The organism is Micromonospora sp. LZ34 (genome assembly GCF_052981855.1).
Genome location: NZ_JBRIQN010000022.1, coordinates 24,250 through 49,248 on the forward strand (window position 1 = coordinate 24,250; position 24,999 = coordinate 49,248).

The 24,999-nt window shown below is 74.1% G+C and carries 32 protein-coding genes and 1 pseudogene; 16 read left to right on the top strand and 17 right to left on the bottom strand.

The window, feature by feature from the left end; translation table 11 throughout:
* Nucleotide 1: 1 nt before the first annotated feature.
* Nucleotides 2–1,088: pseudogene (locus tag ACVCAH_RS22330) on the top strand (DUF4192 domain-containing protein).
* Between the two features lie 55 nt (nt 1,089–1,143).
* Nucleotides 1,144–1,542: a hypothetical protein gene (locus ACVCAH_RS22335; protein WP_447138130.1), complete on the top strand. Its 399-nt coding sequence runs from the start codon at nt 1,144–1,146 to the stop codon at nt 1,540–1,542.
* Between the two features lie 50 nt (nt 1,543–1,592).
* Here ACVCAH_RS22335 and ACVCAH_RS22340 read toward each other — a convergent pair whose 3' ends face one another.
* Together ACVCAH_RS22340 and ACVCAH_RS22345 are read right to left on the bottom strand one after the other, a co-directional pair.
* Complete coding sequence (locus tag ACVCAH_RS22340; protein ID WP_447138131.1) at nt 1,593–1,787, bottom strand: DUF397 domain-containing protein; 195 nt, start codon at nt 1,785–1,787, stop codon at nt 1,593–1,595.
* Nucleotides 1,775–2,521 (bottom strand): Scr1 family TA system antitoxin-like transcriptional regulator, encoded by a 747-nt coding sequence (locus ACVCAH_RS22345; RefSeq protein WP_447138132.1) that lies wholly within the window; start codon nt 2,519–2,521, stop codon nt 1,775–1,777. The genes ACVCAH_RS22340 and ACVCAH_RS22345 overlap by 13 nt, the downstream gene beginning before the upstream one ends.
* Before the next feature lie 363 nt (nt 2,522–2,884).
* Here ACVCAH_RS22345 and ACVCAH_RS22350 point away from each other — a divergent pair, with 363 nt between their 5' ends.
* The 4 genes from ACVCAH_RS22350 to ACVCAH_RS22365 all read left to right on the top strand — a co-directional run bounded on the left by ACVCAH_RS22350 (nt 2,885) and on the right by ACVCAH_RS22365 (nt 4,179).
* On the top strand, nt 2,885–3,118 hold the full coding sequence (locus ACVCAH_RS22350; RefSeq protein ID WP_447138133.1) for a hypothetical protein: 234 nt from the start codon (nt 2,885–2,887) through the stop codon (nt 3,116–3,118).
* Complete coding sequence (locus ACVCAH_RS22355; RefSeq protein ID WP_447138134.1) at nt 3,115–3,366, top strand: flavin reductase; 252 nt, start codon at nt 3,115–3,117, stop codon at nt 3,364–3,366. Before ACVCAH_RS22350 ends, ACVCAH_RS22355 begins: the two co-directional genes overlap by 4 nt.
* 105 nt (nt 3,367–3,471) lie before the next feature.
* Entirely contained in the window at nt 3,472–3,654 is a 183-nt protein-coding gene (locus tag ACVCAH_RS22360) for a hypothetical protein (RefSeq protein WP_447138135.1), read from the top strand.
* 51 nt (nt 3,655–3,705) lie between these two features.
* Nucleotides 3,706–4,179 carry a GAP family protein gene (locus ACVCAH_RS22365; protein ID WP_447138136.1) on the top strand — a complete coding sequence of 158 codons (474 nt, stop codon included), beginning with the start codon at nt 3,706–3,708 and terminating at the stop codon, nt 4,177–4,179.
* Between the two features lie 92 nt (nt 4,180–4,271).
* Here the strand turns inward: ACVCAH_RS22365 and fdhD are convergent, their stop codons facing one another.
* On the bottom strand, nt 4,272–5,129 hold the full coding sequence (fdhD, locus tag ACVCAH_RS22370) for a formate dehydrogenase accessory sulfurtransferase FdhD (protein WP_447138137.1): 858 nt from the start codon (nt 5,127–5,129) through the stop codon (nt 4,272–4,274).
* A 51-nt stretch (nt 5,130–5,180) separates the two neighbouring features.
* Here fdhD and mobA point away from each other — a divergent pair, with 51 nt between their 5' ends.
* The 3 genes from mobA to ACVCAH_RS22385 all read left to right on the top strand — a co-directional run bounded on the left by mobA (nt 5,181) and on the right by ACVCAH_RS22385 (nt 7,271).
* Nucleotides 5,181–5,792, top strand: a complete 612-nt coding sequence (gene mobA, locus ACVCAH_RS22375; RefSeq protein WP_447138138.1) for a molybdenum cofactor guanylyltransferase — start codon at nt 5,181–5,183, stop codon at nt 5,790–5,792.
* Nucleotides 5,789–6,055 (top strand): DUF6457 domain-containing protein, encoded by a 267-nt coding sequence (locus tag ACVCAH_RS22380; protein WP_447138139.1) that lies wholly within the window; start codon nt 5,789–5,791, stop codon nt 6,053–6,055. The genes mobA and ACVCAH_RS22380 overlap by 4 nt, the downstream gene beginning before the upstream one ends.
* A gap of 103 nt (nt 6,056–6,158) precedes the next feature.
* Nucleotides 6,159–7,271, top strand: coding sequence for a T3SS (YopN, CesT) and YbjN peptide-binding chaperone 1 (locus ACVCAH_RS22385; RefSeq protein ID WP_447138140.1), 1,113 nt, complete (start codon nt 6,159–6,161; stop codon nt 7,269–7,271).
* Nucleotides 7,272–7,334: 63 nt separating this feature from the next.
* Here ACVCAH_RS22385 and ACVCAH_RS22390 read toward each other — a convergent pair whose 3' ends face one another.
* Both ACVCAH_RS22390 and ACVCAH_RS22395 read right to left on the bottom strand, forming a co-directional pair.
* Entirely contained in the window at nt 7,335–9,224 is a 1,890-nt protein-coding gene (locus tag ACVCAH_RS22390; protein ID WP_447138141.1) for a beta-propeller domain-containing protein, read from the bottom strand.
* Between the two features lie 179 nt (nt 9,225–9,403).
* Nucleotides 9,404–9,862: an Lrp/AsnC family transcriptional regulator gene (locus ACVCAH_RS22395; protein WP_091593913.1), complete on the bottom strand. Its 459-nt coding sequence runs from the start codon at nt 9,860–9,862 to the stop codon at nt 9,404–9,406.
* Between the two features lie 59 nt (nt 9,863–9,921).
* Here ACVCAH_RS22395 and ddaH point away from each other — a divergent pair, with 59 nt between their 5' ends.
* Nucleotides 9,922–10,755: a dimethylargininase gene (gene ddaH / locus ACVCAH_RS22400; protein WP_447138142.1), complete on the top strand. Its 834-nt coding sequence runs from the start codon at nt 9,922–9,924 to the stop codon at nt 10,753–10,755.
* A gap of 88 nt (nt 10,756–10,843) precedes the next feature.
* On the opposite strand, the gene ACVCAH_RS22405 is transcribed toward ddaH, so the two are convergent.
* Nucleotides 10,844–12,040: an ABC transporter substrate-binding protein gene (locus ACVCAH_RS22405; RefSeq protein ID WP_447138143.1), complete on the bottom strand. Its 1,197-nt coding sequence runs from the start codon at nt 12,038–12,040 to the stop codon at nt 10,844–10,846.
* 79 nt (nt 12,041–12,119) lie between these two features.
* Complete coding sequence (locus ACVCAH_RS22410; RefSeq protein WP_447138144.1) at nt 12,120–12,917, bottom strand: alpha/beta hydrolase family protein; 798 nt, start codon at nt 12,915–12,917, stop codon at nt 12,120–12,122.
* Between the two features lie 85 nt (nt 12,918–13,002).
* Here ACVCAH_RS22410 and ACVCAH_RS22415 point away from each other — a divergent pair, with 85 nt between their 5' ends.
* The gene (locus ACVCAH_RS22415; RefSeq protein WP_447138145.1) at nt 13,003–13,602 is read left to right on the top strand and encodes a bacterial proteasome activator family protein; all 600 of its coding nucleotides are present in this window, start codon (nt 13,003–13,005) and stop codon (nt 13,600–13,602) included.
* 5 nt (nt 13,603–13,607) lie between these two features.
* On the opposite strand, the gene ACVCAH_RS22420 is transcribed toward ACVCAH_RS22415, so the two are convergent.
* Nucleotides 13,608–14,420 (bottom strand): HAD family hydrolase, encoded by an 813-nt coding sequence (locus ACVCAH_RS22420; protein WP_447138146.1) that lies wholly within the window; start codon nt 14,418–14,420, stop codon nt 13,608–13,610.
* Nucleotides 14,420–15,241, bottom strand: coding sequence for an HAD family hydrolase (locus ACVCAH_RS22425; protein ID WP_447138147.1), 822 nt, complete (start codon nt 15,239–15,241; stop codon nt 14,420–14,422). Before ACVCAH_RS22425 ends, ACVCAH_RS22420 begins: the two co-directional genes overlap by 1 nt.
* Before the next feature lie 205 nt (nt 15,242–15,446).
* Here ACVCAH_RS22425 and ACVCAH_RS22430 point away from each other — a divergent pair, with 205 nt between their 5' ends.
* Entirely contained in the window at nt 15,447–15,968 is a 522-nt protein-coding gene (locus ACVCAH_RS22430; RefSeq protein WP_447138148.1) for a GNAT family N-acetyltransferase, read from the top strand.
* Between the two features lie 60 nt (nt 15,969–16,028).
* On the opposite strand, the gene ACVCAH_RS22435 is transcribed toward ACVCAH_RS22430, so the two are convergent.
* Nucleotides 16,029–16,763: a hypothetical protein gene (locus ACVCAH_RS22435; RefSeq protein WP_447138149.1), complete on the bottom strand. Its 735-nt coding sequence runs from the start codon at nt 16,761–16,763 to the stop codon at nt 16,029–16,031.
* Nucleotides 16,764–16,876: 113 nt separating this feature from the next.
* On the opposite strand from ACVCAH_RS22435, the gene ACVCAH_RS22440 reads away from it, so the two are divergent.
* The 3 genes from ACVCAH_RS22440 (at nt 16,877) to ACVCAH_RS22450 (ending at nt 18,573) form a co-directional block, all read left to right on the top strand.
* Complete coding sequence (locus ACVCAH_RS22440; RefSeq protein WP_447138150.1) at nt 16,877–17,308, top strand: OsmC family protein; 432 nt, start codon at nt 16,877–16,879, stop codon at nt 17,306–17,308.
* Between the two features lie 122 nt (nt 17,309–17,430).
* Entirely contained in the window at nt 17,431–17,778 is a 348-nt protein-coding gene (locus ACVCAH_RS22445; RefSeq protein WP_447138221.1) for a metallopeptidase family protein, read from the top strand.
* 72 nt (nt 17,779–17,850) lie between these two features.
* On the top strand, nt 17,851–18,573 hold the full coding sequence (locus ACVCAH_RS22450; RefSeq protein ID WP_447138151.1) for an AIM24 family protein: 723 nt from the start codon (nt 17,851–17,853) through the stop codon (nt 18,571–18,573).
* A 42-nt stretch (nt 18,574–18,615) separates the two neighbouring features.
* Here ACVCAH_RS22450 and pheA read toward each other — a convergent pair whose 3' ends face one another.
* From pheA to ACVCAH_RS22475, 5 genes are all read right to left on the bottom strand, one after another.
* Nucleotides 18,616–19,572 (bottom strand): prephenate dehydratase, encoded by a 957-nt coding sequence (pheA, locus tag ACVCAH_RS22455; RefSeq protein ID WP_447138152.1) that lies wholly within the window; start codon nt 19,570–19,572, stop codon nt 18,616–18,618.
* Nucleotides 19,573–19,582: 10 nt separating this feature from the next.
* On the bottom strand, nt 19,583–20,119 hold the full coding sequence (locus tag ACVCAH_RS22460) for a hypothetical protein (RefSeq protein WP_447138222.1): 537 nt from the start codon (nt 20,117–20,119) through the stop codon (nt 19,583–19,585).
* A 150-nt stretch (nt 20,120–20,269) separates the two neighbouring features.
* On the bottom strand, nt 20,270–20,659 hold the full coding sequence (locus ACVCAH_RS22465) for an ACT domain-containing protein (protein WP_447138153.1): 390 nt from the start codon (nt 20,657–20,659) through the stop codon (nt 20,270–20,272).
* 76 nt (nt 20,660–20,735) lie between these two features.
* Nucleotides 20,736–21,194: a hypothetical protein gene (locus ACVCAH_RS22470; protein ID WP_447138154.1), complete on the bottom strand. Its 459-nt coding sequence runs from the start codon at nt 21,192–21,194 to the stop codon at nt 20,736–20,738.
* A 174-nt stretch (nt 21,195–21,368) separates the two neighbouring features.
* Nucleotides 21,369–22,109, bottom strand: a complete 741-nt coding sequence (locus ACVCAH_RS22475; RefSeq protein ID WP_447138155.1) for a hypothetical protein — start codon at nt 22,107–22,109, stop codon at nt 21,369–21,371.
* Between the two features lie 208 nt (nt 22,110–22,317).
* On the opposite strand from ACVCAH_RS22475, the gene ACVCAH_RS22480 reads away from it, so the two are divergent.
* Complete coding sequence (locus tag ACVCAH_RS22480; RefSeq protein WP_447138223.1) at nt 22,318–23,484, top strand: arginine deiminase; 1,167 nt, start codon at nt 22,318–22,320, stop codon at nt 23,482–23,484.
* A 122-nt stretch (nt 23,485–23,606) separates the two neighbouring features.
* Here the strand turns inward: ACVCAH_RS22480 and ACVCAH_RS22485 are convergent, their stop codons facing one another.
* A complete protein-coding gene (locus ACVCAH_RS22485) occupies nt 23,607–24,491 on the bottom strand; it encodes a DUF5926 family protein (RefSeq protein WP_447138156.1) in 885 nt (294 codons plus the stop codon).
* Between the two features lie 61 nt (nt 24,492–24,552).
* A complete protein-coding gene (locus tag ACVCAH_RS22490) occupies nt 24,553–24,969 on the bottom strand; it encodes an ATP-binding protein (protein ID WP_447138224.1) in 417 nt (138 codons plus the stop codon).
* Between the last annotated feature and the right edge of the window lie 30 nt (nt 24,970–24,999).

The window sequence follows — 24,999 nt, forward strand, 5'->3', positions numbered from 1 at the left end:
CATGACCTCGACCGACCGCCCCCGGCTCGCCGTCCGTTCCCCGGCCGATCTCATCGCCGCCGTGCCCTACCTGCTCGGCTTCCACCCCGCCGACAGCGTGGTCGTGGTGGCCATGCGCGGCCGGCGGATCACCTTCGCGGCCCGGGCCGACCTGCCCGGGCCGGCCGGCGACCCGGCACCGCCGGCCCGACACCTCGCCCGAGGTGTCGACCCGGCACCGCCGGCCCGACACCTCGCCGAGGTGATCGCCCGCCAGCACGCCGAGGCCGCCACCGTGCTGGGCTTCGGCCCGGCGACCCGGGTCACCCCGGCCGTCGACGCGGTGCGGGCGGCGCTGGCCGAGGCCGGGCTCACCGTGCTCGACGCGCTCCGGGGTCACCGACGGCCGGTGGTGGTCGTACGTCTGCACCGAGCCGGAGTGCTGCCCGCCCGACGGCACCCCGTACGACCCCGGCGCCAGCGACCTGCCCGCCGCCGCGGTCTTCGCCGGCCAGGTCGCCCTGCCCGACCGGGCCGCCCTGGTCGCGCAGGTGGCTCCGGCCGGCGGCCCGGTCCGGGTGGCGATGCGCCGGGCCACCGCCCGGGCCGAACGGCGGCTGACCGAGCTGATCGCCAAGGCTTCCGCGGCCGACCTGCTCGGCGGGCGGTCGCTACGCGCGGCCGGCGTGGCGGCCGTCCGGGCGGCGCTGCGGCGGCAGCGGCGCGGTGAGCGGCTCACCGACGACGAGGTGGCCTGGTTGAGCCTGCTGCTGACCCACCTGCCGGTACGCGACCACGCCTGGGAACGCACCGACGGGCGGGACGCGGACATCGCCCTCTGGACCGACGTGCTGCGCCGGGCCGAGCCGGAGCTGATCGCCGCGCCGGCGAGCCTGCTCGCGTTCGCCGCCTGGCGGGCCGGGCAGGGGGCACTGGCGGCGGTGGCGCTGGAGCAGGCGCTGACCGAGCACCCCGACTACTCCCTCGCGGCGCTCCTGGACGACCTGCTTCGCCGGGGCGTACCGCCGTCGGAACTGGACGGCTGGCCGGCGGTGGGGATGCCCGGGGTGGTCCGGCAGCGCAAGCGGAGCCGTCGTGGCGTCCGCTGACCGGGGCGGTGCCACCGGCGCTGGCCGAGGGCCGGCGGATGCTGGGCGACGTCGCATGAGCCGGGACGTCGCGGTCGTCCTGGACGCCTCCGCACTGGTGTCGTACGTCGAGGGCCGGGTCGCCGTCGGCGAGCTGATGGCCGAGGTCGCCGACGAGGGCCGGCAGGTCGCCGTGCCGGCCGCCTGCCTGGCCGCCGCCTACGCCGCCACGTCGAGCGAGGTCGGTGCCGCGCTCATCGCGCTGCTGATGACCGCGCCCGTCGTGCGGGTGCTGCCGCTCTCCGGTGACGACGCGCGGGAGACCGGCACGCTGGCCCGGTCCGTCGGCGGTGACATTGCGCTGGGCCACGCTGCGCGGGCCGCCCTCGCGCACGAGGCGCATGTCGCCACCGCCAGGCCGGCCGATGCCGCCGCCGTCCTGCCTGAGAAGTGGAGCATCCTCGCGCTCGACTGAGCCTAGAGTCCTGGGAAGCGGGTGGACCAGGGGTCGTAAGAGGTTGGTTGCTAGGCCCGCTCGGCGACGTGGGAGACGAAGGTACGCCAGGCTGCGAGCGAGAAGGTCAGGGTGCCGCCTTCGCGGTCTTTCGTGTCGCGGACGAGGACGACGCCGGGCAGGTTGTCCGCGACCTCCACGCACGCGCCGCCGTTCGAGCTGCTGCGGGTGCTGGTGCGCCATCGTGCACCGGTCAGGTCATCCATGCTCGTGCTTTCAATAGATTGATGGTCTGGTCTCGCGGAAGCGCAACCGACCTGACGGTATCCCAGACCGCCCAGAGAGGAGCAACGTCGTTTGTGATGCGCCCCGCGGACTGGTCGTCGAGATAGCCAACCTCCTCACCCTCGGGTGTGGTCGCGATGATGAACGGACCAGCCTGTCCCGGGTGAAGTCCTGCGCGTAGCGGCACCACGTGAACCATGATGTTGGGTCGCCGAGCCATCGTCACGATGTGGTCCAGCTGGGAGCCTAGGACTTCCGGATCGCCACGGTGGAGGGCCGCCTCGTCGATCACGAACACGGTCAGTGGTGGATGGGGACGGTCGAAGACGGCCACCTGCCGGCGAAGCCGTGTACCGACGTGGATCTCCGCATCTGTCATGAGAGGGCTGCTCGCGAGAACCGCTCGCGCGTATGCCTCCGTTTGCAGGAGGCCGGGGATGACAGCCGACTCGAACCAGCGCAGCGCGGCGGCTTCACGCTCGATGTCCGCCCATGGCCGAAACCAAGCTGGTTCCCGGGGCTTCAGAACGTCCGGCCACAGCTCGGCAACGTCCTTCTTCAAGATCGCTGCTACCTGGGCGCGATGTCGGGTCTGTGGGATTCGTCCGTGGCTCGCCCAGCGTGCTGCCGTCTTCGGGTCAACACCGATCTGAGCTGCAAGGCTCTCGGCAGTCTCCCCGGCTTCGGCCATGGCGGCCTTCACCGCACGGTTCATCCCCAACCCTTCATCGAACGTCCCGTACGTCCGAAGTACATAGTGCAACGCAGTGTGCTCGTTCAACAACACTCGGAAAGGTGGCATCAGGGGGTGCGGCGGGCGGAGAACCCGAACTCGGCGGCCGTGCTCCGGGGCCGCCCCGGCGAGGGGCGGGGCGGTCCCCTTCCGCATCACGAGGGAGGTACCCGTGAGACTCAGGTTCTGGCGCCCTAAGCCCGCCCCGGCACCAACCCCGCTCCGGCCGCCCCGGAACGAGCGACCGAACTGGGCAGAGCCAACGGCCATCTTCCCGACCGCCGGTGCGGGCCGCCCGGGCAACCTGACCCCGGCCCAGCGGTGGCGGGCGAACGGGGGTCGGTGGTGAGCCTGACCGTCGGCAGCACGATCCGGGTGCCCGAGGACTCCTACCGGTTCGGCACCGGACCGCTCACGCTGCACGTCACCGAGATCCTCAGCCGCGGACCGTTCGAGGGGCACGTCTGGGCGGAGGTCCGCGGGCACGACGTACGCGAGGACGGGTCGCTGGCCGTCCGCGCGCGCTTCGCCTTCGTCCGGGTCGACCGGGTCCGCGTCGTACGCGTGGTGAGCCTGTGAGCCGCCGGTCCCGTGACCACCTCCCCACCCGGCCGACCTGGCGCTGCCAGGCGTGCGGGATCGCCTGGCCGTGTTCGGCGGCCAAGCTGCGCCTGCTCGCTGAGTACCGGACGGACCGGGCAACGCTGCTGGTCTACCTGGCCACCCTCCAGGCCGAGGCCGCCGCGGAGCTCACCGGGCTGGACCACGCCACACCGCCGGTCGCGCTGGCCGACCGGTTCACCAACTGGGCGCGCCCGCGCGGATAGCGCTCTCCATCCCGGGAAGGACGCGCCGATCCTCCTGCGGGGCGAGTCGACCGCCCGGGGGACCCGGGAGAATGATCAGGTGGCCGTAATCCTCAATGGTCTCTCATGAGCATCGGACTGTTGCTCGCGCTCGCGGGTCTGGCGCTGGTCGACAGCACCAGCATCGGCACCCTCTTCATCCCGGTGTGGTTGCTGCTCACGCCCGGCCCGGTCAACGCCCGGCGGATCCTGACCTACCTCGGCACGATCGCCGGCTTCTACTTCGCGGTCGGGCTGCTGCTGGTCTGAGGCGGTAGTCGGCTGGCCGACGCGCTCGGCGGCGCGCTGGACAACCGGCCGGTGCTCTGGGCGCAGCTCGCCCTCGGGGTCGGGCTGTTCGTGCTGAGCTTTCGCTACGACGGCAAGCGCCGCCGGCCGGGCGGGGGTGCGGTGCTGCGCTGGCGGGACCGGGCCACTTCCGGTGACGCCTCGGCCCGCTGGCTGGTCGGGCTTGCACTGCTCGCCGCGCTGGCCGAGGTGGCGACGATGCTGCCGTACCTCGGCGCGCTGGGTCTGCTGACCACCTCGGGGTTGGACGCGGCGGCGGTGGTGGCGCTGCTCGCCGGGTATTGCCTGGTCATGGTGGTGCCGGCGGTGCTGCTGCTGGCCGCCCGGGTGGCCTGGCCGACCCGGATCGAGCCGGTGCTGGCCCGGCTGAACGCCTGGATCATCCGGACCTCCGGCAGCGCGCTGGGCTGGGTGCTCGGCATCGCCGGGTTCCTGCTGGCCCGCGACGCCGCCTTCCGGCTGGGGCTGTTCGACGCCCTGAGTTAGCGGTGAGATCCACTCGGGATGCGGCAGCTCGGGTTATCGACGCCGCCGGACACCGCGACATGCCGCAACTCGCGACCGCCCGCACCCCGACGTCAGGCCGTGACCCGGTGCGGGTGGGCGTAGACGTTCATGGTCCGGCCGCGCAGGAAGCCGACCAGGGTCAGCCCGGCCTCCTCGGCCAGGTCGGCGGCGAGCGTGCTTGGCGCGGAGACCGCCGCCAGCAGCGGCACGCCGGCCATCCACGCCTTCTGGGTCAGCTCGAAGCTGGCCCGCCCGGAGACCAGCAGCACGTGCCCGGCCAGCGGCAACCGGCGCTCCCGGACGGCCCAGCCGACCACCTTGTCCACCGCGTTGTGCCGGCCCACGTCCTCGCGCAGCACCACCAGCTCGCCGTCGGCGGTGAAGAGGCCGGCCGCGTGCAGGCCGCCGGTGCGGTCGAAGCCCTTCTGCGCCGCGCGCAACCGTTCCGGCAGCTCGGCGAGGACCGCCGCCGGCACGGCGACGGGGTCGTCCGCTACCGCGAAGACCGACCGGGTACGCACCGACTCGATGCTCGCCTTGCCGCACACCCCGCAGGAACTGGTGGTGTAGAAGTTCCGGGACGGATCGGTCTCCGGCTCCGGCACCCCGGGCGCCAGCGTCACGTCCACCACGTTGTAGGTGTTGGGCGTCTCCGCCCCGGCGCAGAGTTGCGCGGTGTGCACGTCGTCCGCCGACCGGATCAGCCCCTCGGTCAGCAGGAAACCGATGGCCAGGTCCAGGTCGTCGCCGGGCGTACGCATGGTCACCGCCAGCGGCCGCCGTCGCCCCGGCCCGGCCGGGCCGACCCGGATCTCCAGCGGCTCCTCCCCGCTCAGGCTGTCCCGCCGCCGGGTGGCGGCGGAGCGCCCGTCAGTCGCCGCGTCGAGGTCGATCCGGAGCACACTCCGGCGGTCAGTCGCCCGTCCCATCCCGCCATCCTGCCCCGCCCGTCGGGCCGCCCGCACCGCTACCGTGGCCTGATGACGGCGTACGCGGCGGTGGTGCTCGCGGGCGGCGCGGCGCGCCGGATGGGCGGGGTGGACAAACCGGCCCGCCCGGTCGGCGGCCGCCCGATGCGCGACCGGGTGCTGGCCGCCGTCGCCGACGCCACCCCGCGCGTCCTGGTCGGGCCGGTCGGGCCGGTGCCCGACGGCGTCCAGGTGACCCGGGAGGAGCCGCCCGGCGGCGGGCCGGTCGCCGCCACGGCCGCCGGGCTGGCCCGGCTCCACCCCGACACCCCGGTCGTCGCGCTGCTCGCCGGCGACCTGCCGCTGCTCACCCGGGAGGCGGTCGGGCACCTGCTGCGCCACCTCGACGCCGAGCCGGGCCGGCCCGGTGCCGCGCCCGACGGGGCCTGCTTCGTGGACGCGGACGGGCGGCGGCAGACCCTCTGCGGGGTGTGGCGGGTGCCGCCGCTGCGGGCCGCCGTCGACCGGCTCGCCGCCGGGCGGGGGCTGGCCGGCGCCCCGATCCGCGCCCTGCTGGCCGGGCTGACCGTCCGCGAGGTGCCCTGGTCCGCTCCCGGCCCGCCGCCCTGGTTCGACTGCGACACTGACTCCGACGTACGCCGGGCGGAGGAGTGGGTGCGATGACGGTGATGGACGACTGGGTCACGGCGGCCTGTGCCGAACTCGGCCTGGACCCGGCCCAGGTGCCGGTGCCGGCGGTGCTCGACCTGGCCCGGGACGTCGCCCACCAGGTGCTGCGGCCGGGCGCCCCGGTCACCGCGTACCTGCTCGGGCTGGCCGTCGGGCGCGGCGCGGACCCGGCCGACGCCGCCAACCGGCTCAGCGCGCTGGCCGGTGCCTGGCCCGTCGAACTCGGCGCCGACCGCCCGGACGAGACCCCGGCCTGACCCCCGGGCACGGCTCGCGGCGTCGCCGCTGTCCGATCCCGGTCCGGGCTGATTCGACCCCCGGGCGACGTGGGTAGGGTGACCTTGACGGACGGAGGCGATCATGACGGCTGACCACCCCTCGGCGCCGATCGGTGGCCCGCCCGGCGGGATGCCGGAGCAGCAGCACGAGTCGATCCTGCTCGACGAGCCGAGCACGGCCGACCTGCGGGCGAAGGTGACCCAGGCGTGGCAGGAGTTCGCCCGGGCGCTGGCCGACCGGCTGGCGGCGCTGCCCGCCGGGGCGCACCTGGAGGTGACCCTCGACCCGACCGCCTCCGGCACCGGCGACGCCATCTACTCGATCAGCGTGGACGCCGGCCCGGAGGGGACGCTCGCCGCCCGGGCCGTCGGGAACGCCAGCCTGCCGCAGGGCTACCGGCTGGACCGCAACGCGGTGGCGGACATGATCGCGCTCGGCTGGTCACCGCCGGGCGTGGTGGAGGGCTCCGGCGAGTACTTCGGGTTGGACTCCTCGACCGCCGACGCCGTCCGGCTGGCGGCGCTGCTCTCCCGTACGCTGCGCGACGTCTACGGCGCCCCGCACCCCGCCTTCCTCGTCTACCTGGTGCACGACGCCGAGGGGGAACCGCTGCCGGTCGAGCCGCTCGGCACCGCGCGCAGCGAGTTCGGCCCGGACCGGAACGTCGAAGCCGACCTGGACGAGGCGCTGGCCGCCGCGGCCGCCGCGAGCAAGTCCGGCGAGAGCGACGTGCTGGCGCTGGCCGAGCGGGTCCGCACGGTGGTGTCGACCATGCTGAAGTCGGATTCCGACCGGCTCCAGGTCGACTCGGACGGTGACATCAACATCCGGGCCGGCTCGGCGATGGTCTTCGTCCGGGTGCGCGACAACCCGCCCCTGGTCGACGTCTTCTCCCCGGTGCTCACGGAGGTCGAGCCGACCGAGCGCCTCTACGTCAAGCTCTCCGAACTGACCAACCGGATGCCGATCGGCCGGCTCTACTGCGCCGACGACACCGTCTGGGCGTCCATCCCGGTGTTCGGCCGCAACTTCCAGCCGACCCACCTGATGCTCGCCGTGCAGGTGATGACCGGGCTGGCCGACGAGTTGGACGACCGGCTGCACGGCGAGTTCGGCGGCAAGCGCTTCTTCGGCGAGGGCGACAAGCCGGTCAAGCGTGACGAGGGGGAGCACCGCACCGGCATGTACCTCTGACACCCCTCTGGGGTGGGACCCGGAGTCCCCGAGAAACCGGGCCCCACCCGTGGGGAGGGCGGATCAGGTCGAGGGGAGCCAGGCGAGGCTCCGCGCGGTGGTCGGGTCGGAGGCCCGCAGACCCGCTTCGGAGACGGTCCAGAGCGTCTCGCCGACCAGCAGCGACCGGCTCACCATGCCCGCCGCGCCGGGGTGGCGCACGGTGCCCACCGCGGCGATCGCGTCGCCGCTCACCCGGAGCAGGCGTACGTGGTCGTCGACCGGGAGGGCGACCAGGCCGGTGTCGGGGTGGTGCAGGAAGGCGTGCGGGTCGAACTCTACCGCGGAGTAGGCGTCGGGCACGTGGTAGCGGTCGAGCCGGGTCGGTCGGGCCGGGTCCCGGACGTCGAAGAGCGAGACCTGGAGCCCCTGCACCCGTCCCCGGCCGTCGGCCTCCTGCCCCACGCCGAGCAGCCGCCCGTCGGGCAGCGGGTGCAGATATCCCGAATAGCCGGTGATCTTCAGTTCGCCGGTGACCCGGGGCGCGGCCGGATCAGTCAGGTCGAGCGAGTAGAGCGGGTCGGTCTGCCGGAACGTGACCACGTAGCCGACGCCGCCGAGGAAGCGCACCGAGTAGATCCGCTCGCCCCGACCCAGGCCGGTCACCGCGCCGACCGGCTCCAGCCGGTCGTCCTCCCGGCGCAGCACGTGCACGCCGGACTGTGACCGCGCGCTGCCGGCCCGGACGTCCTCGACGGTGGTGGCGATCCGCAGGTGCCCCTGCCACTCCGACAGCGCGTACTGGTTGATCAGCCAGCCGGGCACCGAGCCGGCGCCCGCGTACCGGGGGCGGCCCGGCGCGGCGGTGTCGAACTGGTAGACGTCGGTGATCTGCTCGGGTGCCCGCCGACTCCACCGGGGCGAGCCGGGTTGGTCGGCCGGCGGCCGCTGCCCGGCGAGATAGAGGCTCTGCCCAGTGCCGTAGACGGTGTCCGCGTCGGCGGCCACGCTGACCGGGTCGCCGTCGCCGAGCCGGTCGGCGGTCAGGTCGAAGCTGAGCACGGTCAGCGTCGACACCCCGGTGAAGCGGCTGGGGCGGCTCAGCCGCTCGCAGCCGACCCGGCCGGTGTGCCGGAGCGCGCCCTCGGTCCACTCGTACGCCGGCAGCCAGGCGTCGATCCCGGCCGTCGCGATCACCGCCCGGTTGGTCGCGGTCCGCTGCGCGTCGGTGGCCCGTTCCGCGTACGGGAAGGAGAGCCGGGCGGGTGACCGGATCACCACCCGGGCCGTGCTCCCGGTCAGCCGGGCGTCCGCCAGGAAGCCCTCGATCCGGTAGGTACCGGTCACCCGGGGCGCCCCGGTGAGGTCGACCAGGAGCAGCCGGGCGTCGGCGTCGTGGCGGCCGGCCGGCCGGGTCTTCGCGATGCCCGGCTGCGCCTCCACCCCCGCCACGAGCACCAGGGCGCGGTCGCCGTGCAGCAGCAGGTTCTGCGCCGCCCAGCCGACCGGCGGCGTGATCCGGGCCAGGTCGAGGCGGCCGGTGACCCGGCGGGTGGCGGGGGTGACCACCCGCAGCACGTTGCCGGTGACCGTGACGATCCGCCGGCCGTCGGTCTTGACCAGGTCCGGCTCGTCCGCGTCGGCCTCGTGGTTGTTGGTGCCGGTGTGCTGCGGGGCGGCCGAAGCGGCCGATCTCGCGCCGGCGGCGTCCTTCGCCGCCCCCTCGGCCGCGTCGAGCGCGACCCCGGTGCGCCAGCCGGCGGAGAAGCCCCATGGGCCGACCGACGCGGAGGCGGCGGCGCGCAGCCCGGCGAGCGCCTCGGCGCAGGAGTCGAAGGAGACCAGCCGGAGCGCGGGCGGCTGCGGCGGCGCCGGCGGCGCGACGGGCGTCGGTCTGGCCGCCGTCGTGCTGCCGGCGAGCAGGGCGAGCGCGACCAGCGTGCCGGCCGCGGCGGTGGGCATACCCCGTTTCATGGCCGGTTCGACGCCGGTCGGCCCGGCCCGGTTCCCACCCGGGCGTCCCTTCTCGCCGCCGCGGTCCGGTCGCTGCGGTGAGCGGCTCGTCGCCGGTCCGCGGGGCGGCGGTGCGAAAGCGGCGCGTCTCCGGTCCGGCGGCGGCGGTGCGTCTCCGGACCGGAGGGCGGCGCGGCCGGTCAGCCGGCGGAGGGGCCGACGCCGGGGGACTCGACCAGCCGGGACAGCACGATGGTGCTGCGGGTGGAGGTCACGAACGACTCGGCCCGCAGCCGTTCCAGGGCCGCCTCCAGGTGGGCGATGTCCGCCGCCCGCAGGTGCACCAGCGCGTCCGCCTCGCCGGAGACGGTGTACGCGCCGACCACCTCCGGGTGCCGGCGGGCGGCCACGCCGATCTGGGCCGGCGTGGTCCGTCCGGCGCAGAACAGCTCGACGAACGCCTCCGTGGTCCAGCCGACTGCGGCCGGGTCGACGACGGCGGTGAATCCCCGGATCACCCCGGTGGCACGCAGCCGGTCCACCCGTCGCTTGACCGCCGGGGCGGAGAGTGACACCCGGGTTCCGATGTCCGCGTACGAGGCGCGGGCGTCGGCGACGAGCAACGCAATGATCCGCTGGTCAACGGCATCTATCTGCAACGTTCCGCCTCTGGCATGCAATGGTTGTGGCTGTTACCAAAGTTGTACGGTACCTACTCTTGGTGACCGTGAACCAGCAGCGAGTCCCGCGAAAGCGGACATATCTCATGTGCTCCCCCGAGCACTTCGCGGTCGAGTACGCGATCAACCCGTGGATGGACGTGACCACGCCGGTCGACCCGGAGCTGGCGGTCAAGCAGTGGGACCGGCTGCGCGAGACCCTGGTGGGTCTCGGTCACGAGGTGCACCTGCTCGCCCCCGAGCCGGGCCTGCCCGACATGGTGTACGCCGCCAACGGCGCCTTCGTCGTGGACGGGACGGTCTACGGCGCCCAGTTCAAGCACGAGCAGCGGGCCGCCGAGGCCGCCGCGCACCGGGCCTTCTACGAGTCGCAGGGCTGGCGGTTCATCGCGCCCAGCGAGACCAACGAGGGCGAGGGCGACTTCGCGTACCTGCCGGAGGCGCACGGTGGGCTGATCCTCGCCGGGCACGGCTTCCGCACCGAGCTGCCCGCGCACGCCGAGGCACAGGAGGCGCTCGGCCGTCCGGTGGTGTCGCTGCGCCTGGTCGACCCGCGCTTCTACCACCTGGACGTGGCGCTGGCCTCGATCGACGACACCAACATCGTCTACTTCCCGGGGGCGTTCTCGGCGGCCAGCCAGCGGGTGCTCGCCCAGCTCTTCCCGGACGCGGTGGTGGCGGACGACGAGGACGCGATGACGTTCGGGCTGAACCTGGTCAGCGACGGCCTGAACGTGGTGCTCAACAGCGAGGCGACCCGGCTCGCCGGCAAGCTCAAGGCCGCCGGTTACCACCCGGTGCCGGTCGAGCTGGCCGAGCTGAAGAAGGGCGGCGGCAGCGTGAAGTGCTGCATCGCCGAGCTGCGGCACTGAGCCGGACGCCACCCGGCCGGTTCACGTACGACCCGGGGCCGGCCTCCCTTGCGGGAGGTCGGCCCCGGCGCGTGTGCGGGTGGGCCGATCAGCCGAGCGTGGCCAGCTCGTTGATCAGGATGTTGGAGAGCACCTGGCCGTCGTTCTGCACCTCGCGCAGGTACCACTTCTGCTGCGGGGTGCGCGGCTGGTTGAACTGCCAGATCCCGCGCGGGCTGTCGATCTGGCCGATCTTGCCGAGCGCCAGGTTGACCTGCTGCGGGTTGGGCTCCGCGCCGGCGAGCCGGATGGCCTGGTCCAGCACCTGCGCCGCGTCGTACGACGCCATCGCGTAGGTGGTGGGGGACGAGTTGTGCTTCTTCCGGTACGCCGCGGCGAACCGGCGGTTGGCCGCGTTGTTGATGTCGGCCGAGTAGTTCAGCGCGGTGCGGATGCCCAGCGCGTACTGCCGGGGCTTGATGCTCTCGAGCACGGTGCCCTCGGTGAGGAAGCCGGGCGCGTAGATCGTCCCGGTGAAGCCCGACTGGCGCAGTTGCCGGATGAACTCGACCGCGGCGTCCCCGGCGAAGTGGCAGAACACCGCCGTCGGCCTCCGGTTGAGCGCGGTCCGGATGTCGGCGGCGTAGTCCGACTTGTTCGGGTCCGGCTTCGCCGACGTCCAGACCACCGGGTCCTTGATCCGGGAGTCGGACGCGCCGAACTCCTCCCGGAACCCGCGCACCACGTCCTGGCCGCTGACGTCCTCCGGCACGATGATGGCCAGCTTGTCGGACGGCTTCAGCTCGGTCTTGAGGTAGCGGCCGAGCGCGCGGCCCGCCTCGTCCAGCACGTACGAGGTGCGCCAGATGTAGACGACGCTCTGCAGGCTGCTCGGCGAGGCGTTGGAGCCCACCAGGGGCACCCGGGCCTGCTCGACGGTGTCCCGGATGGCCGCCATGACCTCCGAGTGGACCACGCCGGTGAGGGCGAGCACCCCCTCCTTGAGCAGGTTCTTGACGGCTTCCTCGCCGGTCTTGGCGCTGTCGCCCTCGTCGGCGGTCACCAGGGTGACCGGGTGGCCGCCGAGGCGCTGCTCGTTGAGGTCGAGGAAGAGCTCGAAACCTTGTTTGATCTCGGAGCCGATCGCCTTGAAGCTGCCGGACGTCGGCGCCACGAGACCAATCTTGATCGGGCTTCCCGGGGTGGCCGGCTCGCCCTCCGACTCAGAGCCACATCCGGCTGCGAATCCGGCCGTACCCAGGGCGGCCAGCAGCTGGAGTGCCCGCCTGCGGTTCATTTGCGACACCGAGTTCCTTCCGGGAGCGTTGCAGGGCTGATCAGCGCCCCCTCGGCGTTCTACCTGCTTGGCGACGCTGCGTCAATGCTTAGTGATCTTCATGCAAGCTTCGGAAAGCGGTTGTTACCTCCGGCCAGGCCGCCGACTCCGGGTCGATAAGCCCGAAATGTTCGCATCCCGCCAGCTCGACCAGCCGGATATCGCCCCCGACGGCCCGGTCGGCGGCGACGAAGCTCCGGCTCATGGCCGCCGGCACCTGTTCATCCAATGCGCCGTGCATGACTACTGCTCGTGTTTGCAGTGGTACCAACGACCGTGGATCGCTGGTGGCGTACCGGTCCGGGAAGTCCGTCGGGCCGCCGCCGAGCAGCGCGGCCACCGCGCCGCCGTCCAGGTCCAGCCGGTAGGCCTCGGCGAGGTCGCTGACCGGGGCGAGGGCCAGCACCCCGCCGACCGCCGCCGGAACCGTGGCCGCCGTGTACAGCGCGAGGTGGCCGCCGGCGGAGTGGCCGACCAGGATCGGCGCCCCGGCCGCCACCCGGCCGGGCATGGCGTCGGCCGCCAGCCCGGGCAGCGCGGTCACGCCGGCCACCACGTCGGCCAGGGTGCCCGGCCAGCCGCCGCCCGGCCGACCGGTCCGGCGGTACTCCAGTTGCGCCACCGGGTGCCCCAGCCCGGCCAGCGCGGCGGCCAGCGGGCCGGTGTGCGTCCGGTCGTACTCCGCCCGCCAGAAGCCGCCGTGCACCACCACCACGAGCCGTCCGGCCGGCCCACCGCCGGCCGGACGGCGCAGGTCGGCGATCTGGTCCGGGTGCGCGCCGTAGGCGACGGTGTGGTCCGGCGCCGGTGCCGGACGGGTGAGGACGGCGCGGGGGTCGGCGGGCATGGGCCAGACCGTAGCGCGCCCGCCCGGGTGGTTCCCCGCCGCCGACCGGGTCCCGGCGCGCACGGACGGGGTCGGCTGGGTAAAGATGGATCCCATGACCGAAGCGCACTCCGCTGGACAGAACGACGAGCCGGACGCCGACGGCACCGGTCACTCCGGCACCGTGGTGGTGGTCGGCCCGGACGGCCGGCCCGTCGGCACCGTGCAGACCGAGGAGGGGCAGGGCGAGGACCCGACCCGGCTGGTCGAGCAGCCGGCCAAGGTGATGCGGATCGGCAGCATGATCAAGCAGCTGCTGGAGGAGGTCAAGGCGGCCCCGCTGGACGACGCCAGCCGCAACCGGATGCGGGAGATCCACGAGCGCTCGATCGTCGAGCTCAAGGAGGGCCTCGCCCCCGAGCTGCGCGAGGAGCTGGAGCGGATCTCGCTGCCCTTCACCGAGGAGCAGACGCCGAGCGAGGGCGAGCTGCGCATCGCGCACGCCCAGCTGGTCGGCTGGCTGGAGGGCCTGTTCCACGGCATCCAGGCGGCCCTGGTCGCCCAGCAGATGGCGGCCCGGGTCCAGCTCGAGCAGATGCGCTCCGGCCGGCAGGCGCTGCCCAGCGGGCCGGGCGGGGTGGTGCCCGGCATGCCGGGCATGGGCCAGCAGGGTAACGACGGGCACAGCACCGGCCAGTACCTCTGACCGGCTCAGCCCACCCCGAAGACCTGCTCCAGATACGCGGCCACGCCGTCCGCGGAGTTCGCCGAGGTGACCTCGTCGGCGATCTCCAGGACGGCGCGGTGCGCGTTGGCCACCGCCACCCCGCGGCCGGCCCAGGTCAGCATCGGCACGTCGTTGGGCATGTCGCCGAAGGCCAGCACGTCCCGGGCGTCGATGCCGAGCCGGGCGCAGTACCAGGCCAGCCCGGCCGCCTTCGTCACCCCGGCCGCGGAGATCTCCACCAACCCGGAGTACGACGAGTGGGTGGCCTCCGCCAGCCCCGCCAGCGCTCCCGCCACGAGCGCCAGGAACGCGTCCGGGTCCTGCTCGCCGGCGCGGGCCAGCAGCTTCACCGCCGGGGCGGCAAGCAGCTCCTCCGGAGTCTCGACGGCCCGGATCGCGTCGTGGTCGGCGTCCCAGCGCAGCGGGTAGCCCGCCTCGTGCCGCATCTGCCGGCTGTCGACGATCTCCACCGCGAAGCTCACCCCGGGCACCTCGGCGCGGAGCCGGCGGGCCACCTCGGCGAGCAGTTCCGGGGCGAGCGGGTCGGCCCGGAGCACCTCGTCGGCGGCCGGGTCGTAGACCACCGCGCCGTTGGCGCAGATCGCCGGCAGCGGCTCGGCCAGCTGGTCGTACACCAGCTTGAGCCAGCGGATGGGGCGGCCGGTGACCAGTACGACCGGCGTGCCCCGCGCGGCGATCCGGGCCAGCACCGCGGCCGTGCGCGGGCTCACCGTCCGGTCGTCGGCCAGCAGCGTGCCGTCGATGTCGGTGGCGATCAGCCGGGGTGTCTCTCCCATCAGCGGGACAGTAGTCGATCGAGGTACACCGCCACCCCGTCGTCGTCGTTGCGCAGGGTGATCTCGTCGGCGGCGGCCCGGACCGCCGGGTGGGCGTTCGCCACCGCCACCCGGGCCCAGCCGGCCCACTCGAACATCGGCAGGTCGTTGGGCATGTCGCCGAAGACCAGCACCTCGGCCGGGTCGACCCCGAGGGCCTGCGCCACCACCGCGAGCCCGGTGGACTTGTCCACCCCGGGCGGGCAGATCTCGACGAAGCCCAACCCCGCCTGGGTGAGCGTGGCCACCTCCGGCGGCACGATCCGGCGCGCCCGCGCCAGCAACTCGTCGACGTGGTGGTCGGCGGTCCGGACGAACGCCTTGATCACGTCGCAGGAGAGGCACTCCGCCCGGCTGCGCGCCTCGAACCGGTCCTGGTAGGGCCAGCTCGGGTGGTAGTCGCCCCAGAGCGGGGCGTCGGGCTCGTCCGACGCCTCGACCATCACGGTCAGCGGCCCCACCGCGGCCTCCAGGTCGGCCAGCAGCCGGGCCAGCACCTCACCGGAGAGCCGCTCGTCGCGCAGCACCACCGGGCCGGCCGGGTCGCTCTGGTCGACCACCCGGCCGCCGCCGGCCATCACCAGGAAGTCCGCGGCGCGGATGTCGTTCCGGGTCAGCTCGGTCAGCCGGGGCCCGCGGCCGGTCGCGCCGACCACCGGGATCCCGGCGGCCCGCACCCGGTCGAGCACCTCGTGGGTGTACGCGGAGACCGTGTCGTCGCTGCGGACGAGCGTCCCGTCGAGATCGGTGGCGATCAGCTTGGGCAGTCCCGGGCGGGTCATGGTTCCTCCTTCGCCCGCCGCCGTCGCAGCCAGCCGTCGTGGTCCTGAGGTGCCTCGACCCTCTCGACGGCGGGCAGCAACCGTACCTCGCGGAACAGGCCGCAACCATGGCTTCCCGGCGAATCGGGTGCCAACGGGCGACGGACCGCGGGTGACGTTCCGCGCCCCGCCGCGGCAGCCCGGCGACCCGCCGTACGGTTACCGGGTGGCAGAACGGGACTGGCCGGTGGCGGAGGTCATCGGCACCGAACGGCTGGTGCTGGAGCCGCTCCGGGTCGAGCACGCCGAGGAACTCGCTCCGCTCCTCGACGACCCGGTGCTGCACGAGTACATCGGTGGCCGGCCGGCGAGCCTGGACGAGTTGCGGGAGCGGTACCGGCGGCAGGTGACCGGCCGCTCGCCGGACGGTACCCAGGGCTGGTTGAACTGGGTGGTCCGGCACCGGGACACCGGCGTGGCGGTGGGCACCGTGCAGGCCACCCTCCGGCTCGACGGCGACCGGCCGGTGGCCGAACTGGCCTGGGTGGTGGCCGCCCCGGAGCAGGGTCGCGGCTACGCCGGCGAGGCGACCGCCGGCATGGTCGGCTGGCTGGAGGGGCACGGGGTACGGGCGCTGCTCGCACACGTGCACCCCGACCACCGGGCCTCCGCCCGGGTCGCCGAGCGGCTCGGGTTGCGCGCCACCGACGTCGTGGTGGACGGCGAGATCCGCTGGGCGAGGCCCTGAGCCGGCCGTGGGCGCCGTCCGGGACGGTCCGGGCGGTTGCGCACGGCGGTCGGCGGCGGGTCAGATCGGCGGTTCGGGGCGGGCGAACGGGATGGCCGGCCCGACGGTGAGGTCGGCGGGCGGTGGCAGGTCGTCCTCCGCCGTCGCGCGCCCCGGCCGGCGCCGGCGGCCGCGGAGCACCGGCTCGCCGGGCTCCGGGTCGGCCTCCTCGCCGTCCGGCGGTACGGCCCGGACCGGGGCCAGCTTGAGCGCCGCGGCGAAGAGCACGCAGGCGACGAATGCCATCACCAGCCCCCGGCCGTACTCGACCCGGAAGCCGTCCTCGGAGGAGTAGAAGAGGGTGCGCTGGCTCGTGTCGTCGAGCGCGGCGGCCGTCGCGGCCAGCAGGGCCAGCAGCGCCCCGGCCAGGGTCAGGCCGGCGATCCGGGCGTTCGTCCGGACGGCCGGGGTGCCGCGCAGCGCGAGCCCGACCGCGCAGGCCAACGCGAGCAGCCCGACCAGGTAGCCGACCCCGAAGCCGCCCACGTCGGACACCCCGCCGGGCACCTGTACCGAGGTGTTCCCCTCCGGGCCGGCGTTGGGCAGGGTCATCACCAGCCACTCGCCGACCAGCGACGCGCCGGCGGCCACCGCGCCGAGCCCGGCCAGCAGCGGGGGCAGCCGGCGGTCGGCGGCCAGGCCGGCGAGCACCCGGCCGAACCGGCCCGCCGGGGCTGGTTCCGCCGCACCCCACTCCACGACGGCCGTACCGTCGGACCGGTCTTCCTGCCGTGGGATGGGGAGATCCTGGGACATCGGTCACCCTTCCGCGTTCGCGGGCCTGAGCCGAATCATGACACAGGCGGCAGGGTGGGACGTGGATCGCGAACGGTCGCAGGGGGCAACTCCTTTCGGATAGCGTTCGGGGCATGCCTATCCGTACCGCTTCCGCACGTTGGCAGGGCAACCTCACCGAGGGGTCCGGCACGATCCGCACCGGCAAGGGCGGGGTCGAGGGGAACTACTCCTTCAAGTCGCGCTTCGAGGAGGGTGAGGGCACCAACCCCGAGGAGCTGATCGGCGCCGCGCACGCCGGCTGCTTCTCGATGGCCTTCTCCAAGGCGCTCGCCGACGCCGGCTCGACGCCGACCTCGGTGGAGACCACCGCCAAGGTCCACCTCGACAAGACCGACGCCGGGATGACCGTGACCCGGATCGACCTGGAGACCGTCGGCCAGGTGCCCGGCATCGACGACAGCGAGTTCCAGAAGCTCGCCGAGGCCGCCAAGGCGAACTGCCCGATCTCCCGCCTGCTGTCGCCGGGCGCCGAGATCACCCTCACCGCCCGCCTCACCTCCTGACCCGACTCCGCACCTCCCGCGAGAGTGGCCGTCCCACCCGGACGGCCACTCTTTCCGGACGGCCGCGCGGATCTTGGCCGGGTCCGGGCGCGGCGGCGGTCGGGCAGAATGGGTGCGTGCCGGTGGAGATGAGCCGCGAACGCTTCGAGGAACTGGTCGGCGACGCCCTCGACGAGGTCCCCGAGGAACTGCTCGGCCTGATGAACAACGTCGTGATCCTGGTGGAGGACGACCCGCCGCCCGGCGACGAGGAGCTGCTCGGCCTCTACGAGGGGCACGCCCTCACCGAGCGGGGCTGGGACTACGCCGGGGTGCTGCCGGACCGCATCCTGATCTACCGGCACCCGATCCTGCGCATCTGCGACAGCGACGACGACGTGATCGACGAGGTCGCGGTGACCGTGGTGCACGAGATCGCCCACCACTTCGGCATCGACGACGCGCGCCTGCACGAGCTGGGCTGGGCTTGAGCGGCCGATGCCGCCGGTTGCGGATCTGACCTACCTTCGCAGGCAGGCATCACGACCTCAGGAGGCACTTTCATGCGCAGCGAGCTGTTCTCGGCGGAGAACCTGGAGAAGGAGTCCGCGCAGCCCGGCATGCGGCTGCAGAACTCCAAGATGTTGAAGATCGAGCTCAACGGTGAGGCGATGGCCCGGGTCGGGTCGATGGTCGCCTACCAGGGGCAGGTGCAGTTCCAGGCGCTCGGCTCGGGCGGGCTCGGCAAGTTCCTCAAGCAGAAGCTCACCGGCGAGGGCGTGCCGCTGATGAAGGTCACCGGCCACGGTGACGTCTTCCTCGCCGACTTCGCCAAGGACGTGCACGTCATCGACCTCGAGCCGGGCGACGCGCTCTCCATCAACGGCTCCAGCGTGCTGGCCTTCGACTCGACCCTGCAGTACGACATCCGGATGGTCGGCGGCGCCGGCATGGCCTCCTCGTCCGGCCTCTTCAACTGCGTCTTCACCGGCCACGGCCGGATCGCCATCACCACCAAGGGCACCCCGGTGGTGCTCAACGTGGACGCCCCCACCTACGTCGACCCGCAGGCCGCGGTCTGCTGGTCGGCCAACCTGCAGACCGGCTACCACCGGGCCGAGCAGCTCGGCCTCGGCACGCTGCTCGGCCGGCGCACCGGCGAGGCGTTCACGATGAGCTTCGCCGGCCAGGGCTTCGTCGTGGTGCAGCCGTCCGAGGAGCCGCCGATCATGGGCAGCGGCGCGCAGGAGCAGCAGGGCGGCCTGCTCGGCGGCCTGCTCAGCTGACCCGTCCGGGGCGCTCCGCCGTCGTCGGCGGGGCGCCCGCGCTCAGCTCAGCTCGCCGGCGCGCAGCCGGGCGAGCCACGCCGCGGCGTCCGCGTAGTCGGCGTCGGAGAGACCGGCGGGAGCGGGGACCGGCCGGTCACCCGCCGTCGGTGTCCAGCGGTGCCGGGGGTACGAGCCGAGGAAGCGCACGTCGGCGCAGACCCGCCGCAGCCCCTGCAACGCCTCGCCGAGCCGGACGTCGGCCACGTGCCCGGTGCAGTCGAGGAAGAAGACGTAGCGGCCCAGCGCCTCACCGGTCGGCCGGGACTCGATCCGGCTCAGGTTGACCCCCCGGACGGCCAGCTCCATCAGCACCGACAGCAGCGCGCCCACCCGGTCGTGAGCGATGTAGACGGCCAGCGACGTGACGTCGTCGCCGGTCGGCGGAGGGGGCGGGCCGGGGCGGGAGACCAGCGCGAACCGGGTCACCGCGTCCGGGTGGTCGGCGATCTTGTCGGCCAGCACGGCCAGCCGGTGCCGGGCCGCCCCGATCGGCGCGCAGATCGCCGCGTCGTAGTCGCCGGCGGCGGCCCCGGCCGCGGCGGCGCCGTTGGAGAGCACGTCGACCACCACCGCGTCGGGCAGGTGCTCCCGCAGCCAGCCCCGGCACTGGGTGGACGCCTGCGGATGGGCGGCGACGGTCTGCACCGACGTCAGCGACGTGCCGGCCCGGGCGCCGAGGACGAACTCCACCGGCAGGATCACCTCGCGGGTGATCACCAGCGGGTCCCCCTCGGCCAGCTCGTCCAGGGTCACCCCGACCGCGCCGCCGATAGAGTTCTCCAGCGGCACCAGCGCGGCGTCCGCGTCCCCGGCCCGTACGCTCTCCAGCGCCTCGGGGACGCTGCGGGCGGGGGTGCGGCTGCCGCGCTCGGCGGCGGGGACGGTGCGCAGCGCCTGTTCGGCGAAGGTGCCCTCCGGCCCGAGGTAGACGAAGCGCGTCGGCGGTGTACCCGGCATGGCGACCAGCCTACGCACCCGGTACGCCGAGCGTGCCGCCCTCGCAGGCCAGGTTCCGGATCCCGGGCGGGCCGGCCGCCCGGACCTCCGCGGTGCACACGTCGGTGCCCGCGGTGACCAGCCGCGGGGCGCTCCCCGGGCCGCGGGTGACCACCTGGAGCTGCTCGTGACCGGTCACGTCGAGCAGGGTGTACTGCCAGTCGGCGGCGCAGAGCGGCCCGCTGCGCACCCGTACCCGCACGTCGGCGGGGAGCACCCCGCCCCGGCCGCGGACCAGGTCGACCACCCGCCCGCCGGTCGGCCCGTTCCGGCAGGCCACCGCCACCAGCCCGGCGTCGGCCGTCGGGGTGGGCGTGCCGAGCCCGGGCAGGCCGGACGGGCTGACCGGGGAGGGTGCGGTGCCGGCCGGCGTCGGGGCGGCCGTCCGGCTCGGGGCGGTCACCGGCGTGGGCGAGGCGGTGCGCAGCTCCGGCGGGGTGCCGCAGCCGGCGAGCACCGCGGCGACCAGCGGGGCGACCACCGCGAGCCGGCGGCGCGGGCTGCGCAGCCGGACAGGGTGGGACGATCCGTGCGGAGCGCGGCGGGGTGGGGTGGGCGGCACGGGGTGTCCTCGGACATCGGAGATTGTCGTTACGGCCGGGGGTGGCCCAGCCCATCGTAGGAGGATCGGCCGGTGCGGTGAAGCGGCGACCGGAGCTCAGCCGAGGACGCGGTGCCCGGCGCGTTCCAGCGCGGTGGTGGCCGCGCCGAGGCGGACCGCCGGGACGAGCAGGTAGTCGGTGTCGAAGCTGGAGAACGCCATCGCGCTGACCCGGGCCTCGGTCAGCGGATCCACCAGCGCGGCGAGGGTGCCGGTGACCGCGACGTCGACCGGCCCGGCCACCCGCAGGCACCGCCAGACCGTCTCCGTGGTGGCCCGGTCGGGCACCCGGTCGACGGGACAGATCAGCGAGATCCCGTCGGCCGTCCAGGTCACCGTGACGACGTCGCCGTCGCGCAGCCCGCCCGACAGCCCCGGGGGCAGGGTGGAGTCGGCGGCCAACCGGCACACGGCGTACTCCCCCGGCAGCAGAGCGATATCGAGCATGAGGGCACCTTACGGCCTGGTCGCCGGCCGGCCCCAGCTTCGACGCGTGCGGCGAGCCCCACACCGCCGCCGCAGGTCAGACCTCGGAGAAGAAGGTGAGCGAGCCGGCGACCGACCCGTCGGTGAGCACCGGGGTGGAGATCGCGTCGACGGTCGCGTCCGGCGCCCCGGACGAGGTGGCCTGGACGCGGAGCAGGCCACGGGCCAGCCGCCCCGAGGAGAGCGCGAGCAGCGGCGGAATCTTGTCGATCTCCTGCTCGGTCAGCACCCGCGGGTTGGCGGTGAAGTCGAGCAGCCGCAGCCCACCGCCGAGCAGCGGCAGCCCGATCACGTCCTCGGGCGCGCCGAGGCAGAGCAGCTCGCAGCCGGCGGCGGAGACCGCGACCACCTTCGTCTCGGCGTCGATCAGCAGGCACGGCTCGTCGGCGTGGGAGACGGTCAGCGACCACTGGCCGAAGTTGTCGGACTCCTGCTCTGTCGATGTCCCGGCCGGGGGCGCGAGGACTTCCGAGAGCGAGAGTTCGACGTGGGCCACCGAGCCTCCTATGTACACCGACGGGCTGTCCACGCTAGCCGGTCGCCGGCCGGACGCCGACCGCGCGTGGGTCACCGGGCCGCCGGTGGTGATCGGTGCCCTGACCGGGCGGCCGGCGACGGCGCGACCGGCGGTGCCGGCGGCAACCCGGGCCGCGTGGCGTCGCCGGTGACGTTACCGGCGGTTGGCCGGCTTGTCAGCGGCCGTTCGGCCCTCCTCGTACCACCGGTAGTCGGCCGCTGGACGGTAGGTGCCGTTCAGCCAGGTGCTCGGGTGCTGGGCGACCCGGGAGAGCTTCTCGGCGGTCGCCGGGCTGATCCGGTTGCCCGCGGCCACGAGCAGGCGGTCCAGCTCGCGGTGGGTGGCCATGAGGCAGTCCTTCGGCAGCCCGTAGACGCTGATGACGCCGGAGCCGACGAAGGTCAGCACCGGCGTCACCGGGATCGGGTGGCCCACCGCCGAACTGAGCGCCTTGCTGGCCCGCTTGGCGTCCCGGCGGGCCTCGGCGACGTAGGGCGGGCGCTTGCCGTTGATCTGCACCACGTCGCCGGCCACCAGCACCCGGGCCCGGCCGTGGTCGGCGATGGTGACCGCGAAGAGCCCGCTCGGACCGATGGCCAGGAAGCCGGCCCGGTCGTCCTGGCCGTGGTCGAGCAGGACGTCGGCGACGTCGGTGCGCGGCCACTCGATGACGTGCCAGGCCGGGCCGAGGTGGTCGAGCTGGCCGAGGGCGCGCGCGCCGGCCGCCTCCAGCCGCCGCGCGCCCCGCTCCGCCCGCCGGCGGCGGGCCCACTCCAACGGGGACGGACGGGCCGGTGTGAGAACCCCCGGCGACTCCACCCGGGGGTGGGGCACCGCCGCGGGCGGCAGTGCCCGGGTGGGGGATACGGCTCGGCGAGCGGGAAAGACAGTCATCGCGACCTCCGGCAAAAGGTCCCTCGAAGTTATGTCCTCACTACCCTACGTTGCTAGTCCCGGGGCTCGGCAAGTTGGAGCGCCGGAGTGAGTGTGGATGAATGCCATATTCATCCACAGTCGTTTTCTCGGATGCCGCCAAACCCTGCCCTACGCTGCGAGGGTGACCCACTACGTCGACAGCGAGGTCGGTCGGCTCGGCACCGTGATGCTGCACCGCCCCGGCCCGGAACTCGCCCGGCTCACCCCCCGCAACAACGACTCGCTCCTGTTCGACGCGATCCCCTGGGTGGGCCGCGCGCAGGAGGAGCACGACGCCTTCGCGGCGGCCCTGCGCGAGCGCGGGGTCGAGGTCCTCTACCTGGCCACCCTGCTGGCCGAGACGCTCGCCGTGGACGAGGCGCGGGCCGAGCTCACCGAGGAGGTGCTGCGCTCGCCCCGGCTCGGCGAAACGCTGCGCGCCCGGGTCGCCGACCACCTCGCGTACCTCGACCCGGTGGCGCTGGCCGACGTGCTGATCGCCGGGCTGGCCCACGAGGAGCTGCGGCTCAGCCCGGAACGGCCGGGCGGCCTGGTCTACACGCTGATGGACCGGCACGACTTCGTCATCGACCCGTTGCCCAACCTGCTCTTCACCCGGGACTCGTCGCTCTGGATCGGCGACCGGGTCGGGGTGACCAGCCTGGCCATGCTGGCCCGGCGCCGGGAGGCCACGCTGACCGGCGCGATCTACCGCTACCACCCGCGCTTCGTCGGCACCGAGGCCGTCTACCACCCGCACCTGGAGCACCTGGAGGGCGGCGACGTGCTGCTGCTCGCGCCCGGCGTGCTCGCGGTGGGGGTGGGCGAGCGGACCACCCCGGCCGGTGCCGAGCGCCTCGCCCGGCAGGTCTTCGCCGCCCGGCTGGCGCACACCATCCTGGTCGTGCCGATCGCGCAGGAGCGGGCCACCATGCACCTGGACACCGTCTGCACGATGGTCGACGTGGACGCCGTGTTGATGTATCCGAACGTGGCGAACACGCTCTCGGCGTACACCGTGATCGCCGGCGCGGACGGCGAGGACCCGCGGGTGGGCGGCCCCGCGCCGTTCCTACGGGCCGCCGCCGACGCGATGGACCTCGACCAGCTCCGGGTGATCGACACCGGCCTGGACCCGGTCACCGCCGAACGCGAGCAGTGGGACGACGGCAACAACACCCTCGCCCTCGCCCCTCGGCTCTGCGTCGGGTACGAGCGCAACGTGGAGACCAACGCGCAGCTGGAGCGGGCCGGCATCGAGGTGATCCCGATCGCCGGTTCGGAGCTCGGCTCCGGCCGGGGCGGGCCGCGCTGCATGTCCTGCCCCCTGGTCCGCGATCCCCTCCACCCCTGACGCCCCCAAGATCCGCGCACGTTCACTGAAAGAGTGGCTATTTCGCCTCGGAAGACCACTCTTTCCGTGAACGAGCCGGCCCGTATCGGCGCGTGGGGTGGCGGGGCGTGGGGGGTGGGGGGTCAGCGCAGGGTGAGCTGGCGACCGAGCAGGCCCTGGCGGGCCCGGCGACCGGCGGCGTCCAGCGGGGTGGTGTCGGCGAGCGCCTCGGCGTACCGCTTGGCGAACTCGGCGACCGGGTCCTCCCACTCGCCGGCCGGCGTCTCCTCCGGCAGGTCCCAGACCGGCACCAGCCGCCCGTGTGCGCGGAACATGCCGGCGAACCGGGTGTCCCCGCCGAGGGCCAGCGTGCCGGCGGCGCCGAGCCGGGCCAGGGCGTCCAGCGCGGTGTCCTCGTCGTCGGGCAGCACCCAGCGCACGTGCGCCTTCTCCGGCACCTGGCACCAGTAGGCGGCCCGGGCGGCGGTCAGCCGGACGGTCGGGTAGATGGCGGCGTTGGCCCGTTCCAGGGAAGCCTGCACGGTCGGGTCCTCGCCCGCGCCCGGGTCGAGCCAGAACTCGAACCCGTCGTGCATGGTGATCTCCAGCGGGCCGTCCACCAGGACGTCCTGCAACCGGGGGCCCGGGCCGGGCAGCGGGGGCACCGCGACCTGGCGACCCGGCTCGGTACGCAGCGCGCAGAGCAACGCCTCGGCCAGGTCCCGGGAGACGTCACCGGACTGCTGGTGACGCTGGAGCCCGACGAACACCCGGCCGTCGGGCTTGGTCATCGCCGGGGCGGCCATCGGCAGCACGGTGGCCAGCGTGACCGGCCGGTCGCCGAACTCCTCGACCAGTTCGGGTACGAGGCGCAGCGGGGCGGAGGCGGCCGGCACCAGTTCGCGCAGGGCGATCCACTCCGGCTCGTCGGTCAACCCCTCGAAGGGCCGGGGCACGAAGATGTCGCGCACCTTCTCCCGCTTCGGGGTGGTTTCGGCTGCTCGCTGGCTCTTTCGACGCTTGCTCACGGCGAGACAGCCTAGAGGCCGCGGCCGGGCGGCGTGGGCAGGACCCGCCCCCGGTGGCTGTTCAGCCGGCCACGACCAGGTCCGACTGGGCCACGCCGGCCGGCTCGAACTCGGCCCAGACGCTCTGCCCCAGGCCGTCGCGGTCCACGCCCCACCGGTCGGCCAGGCCGGAGACGATGTGCAGGCCCCGGCCGTCGACCGCGTCCGGATCCGCCGACCGGATCCGCGGGCCGGCGGCCGCGCCGCCGTCGGTCACCCGCAGCACGACCCGCTGACCCTCGGCCGACGTCCACAGCCGCCAGGCCACCCGGACCACCCCGCCGGGCAGCGGGTCGGCGTGCCGGACGGCGTTGCCGACCAGTTCGGCCAGGACCGCGACCAGATCCGCCAGCAACATCGGGGGTACGACCTCGGCCAGCTCCTCGGCGAGTCTCCGCCGGGCCAGCCGCGCCCCGGTGGCGTGGTGGGGCACCACCACACACCACGCCCGTTCGACCGCTCCCGTCGA

What these genes read in the sequence shown, in the direction of transcription:
- ACVCAH_RS22335 (WP_447138130.1), top strand. Translation starts at nt 1,144, where the DNA reads ATGAGCCGGGACGTCGCGGTCGTCCTGGACGCCTCCGCACTGGTGTCG.
- ACVCAH_RS22340 (WP_447138131.1), bottom strand. Translation starts at nt 1,787, where the DNA reads ATGGATGACCTGACCGGTGCACGATGGCGCACCAGCACCCGCAGCAGC.
- ACVCAH_RS22345 (WP_447138132.1), bottom strand. Translation starts at nt 2,521, where the DNA reads ATGAACCGTGCGGTGAAGGCCGCCATGGCCGAAGCCGGGGAGACTGCC.
- ACVCAH_RS22360 (WP_447138135.1), top strand. Translation starts at nt 3,472, where the DNA reads ATGAGCATCGGACTGTTGCTCGCGCTCGCGGGTCTGGCGCTGGTCGAC.
- fdhD (WP_447138137.1), bottom strand. Translation starts at nt 5,129, where the DNA reads ATGGGACGGGCGACTGACCGCCGGAGTGTGCTCCGGATCGACCTCGAC.
- mobA (WP_447138138.1), top strand. Translation starts at nt 5,181, where the DNA reads ATGACGGCGTACGCGGCGGTGGTGCTCGCGGGCGGCGCGGCGCGCCGG.
- ACVCAH_RS22380 (WP_447138139.1), top strand. Translation starts at nt 5,789, where the DNA reads ATGACGGTGATGGACGACTGGGTCACGGCGGCCTGTGCCGAACTCGGC.
- ACVCAH_RS22385 (WP_447138140.1), top strand. Translation starts at nt 6,159, where the DNA reads ATGACGGCTGACCACCCCTCGGCGCCGATCGGTGGCCCGCCCGGCGGG.
- ACVCAH_RS22390 (WP_447138141.1), bottom strand. Translation starts at nt 9,224, where the DNA reads ATGAAACGGGGTATGCCCACCGCCGCGGCCGGCACGCTGGTCGCGCTC.
- ACVCAH_RS22410 (WP_447138144.1), bottom strand. Translation starts at nt 12,917, where the DNA reads ATGCCCGCCGACCCCCGCGCCGTCCTCACCCGTCCGGCACCGGCGCCG.
- ACVCAH_RS22415 (WP_447138145.1), top strand. Translation starts at nt 13,003, where the DNA reads ATGGATCCCATGACCGAAGCGCACTCCGCTGGACAGAACGACGAGCCG.
- ACVCAH_RS22420 (WP_447138146.1), bottom strand. Translation starts at nt 14,420, where the DNA reads ATGGGAGAGACACCCCGGCTGATCGCCACCGACATCGACGGCACGCTG.
- ACVCAH_RS22425 (WP_447138147.1), bottom strand. Translation starts at nt 15,241, where the DNA reads ATGACCCGCCCGGGACTGCCCAAGCTGATCGCCACCGATCTCGACGGG.
- ACVCAH_RS22435 (WP_447138149.1), bottom strand. Translation starts at nt 16,763, where the DNA reads ATGTCCCAGGATCTCCCCATCCCACGGCAGGAAGACCGGTCCGACGGT.
- ACVCAH_RS22440 (WP_447138150.1), top strand. Translation starts at nt 16,877, where the DNA reads ATGCCTATCCGTACCGCTTCCGCACGTTGGCAGGGCAACCTCACCGAG.
- ACVCAH_RS22450 (WP_447138151.1), top strand. Translation starts at nt 17,851, where the DNA reads ATGCGCAGCGAGCTGTTCTCGGCGGAGAACCTGGAGAAGGAGTCCGCG.
- pheA (WP_447138152.1), bottom strand. Translation starts at nt 19,572, where the DNA reads ATGCCGGGTACACCGCCGACGCGCTTCGTCTACCTCGGGCCGGAGGGC.
- ACVCAH_RS22465 (WP_447138153.1), bottom strand. Translation starts at nt 20,659, where the DNA reads ATGCTCGATATCGCTCTGCTGCCGGGGGAGTACGCCGTGTGCCGGTTG.
- ACVCAH_RS22475 (WP_447138155.1), bottom strand. Translation starts at nt 22,109, where the DNA reads ATGACTGTCTTTCCCGCTCGCCGAGCCGTATCCCCCACCCGGGCACTG.
- ACVCAH_RS22480 (WP_447138223.1), top strand. Translation starts at nt 22,318, where the DNA reads ATGCTGCACCGCCCCGGCCCGGAACTCGCCCGGCTCACCCCCCGCAAC.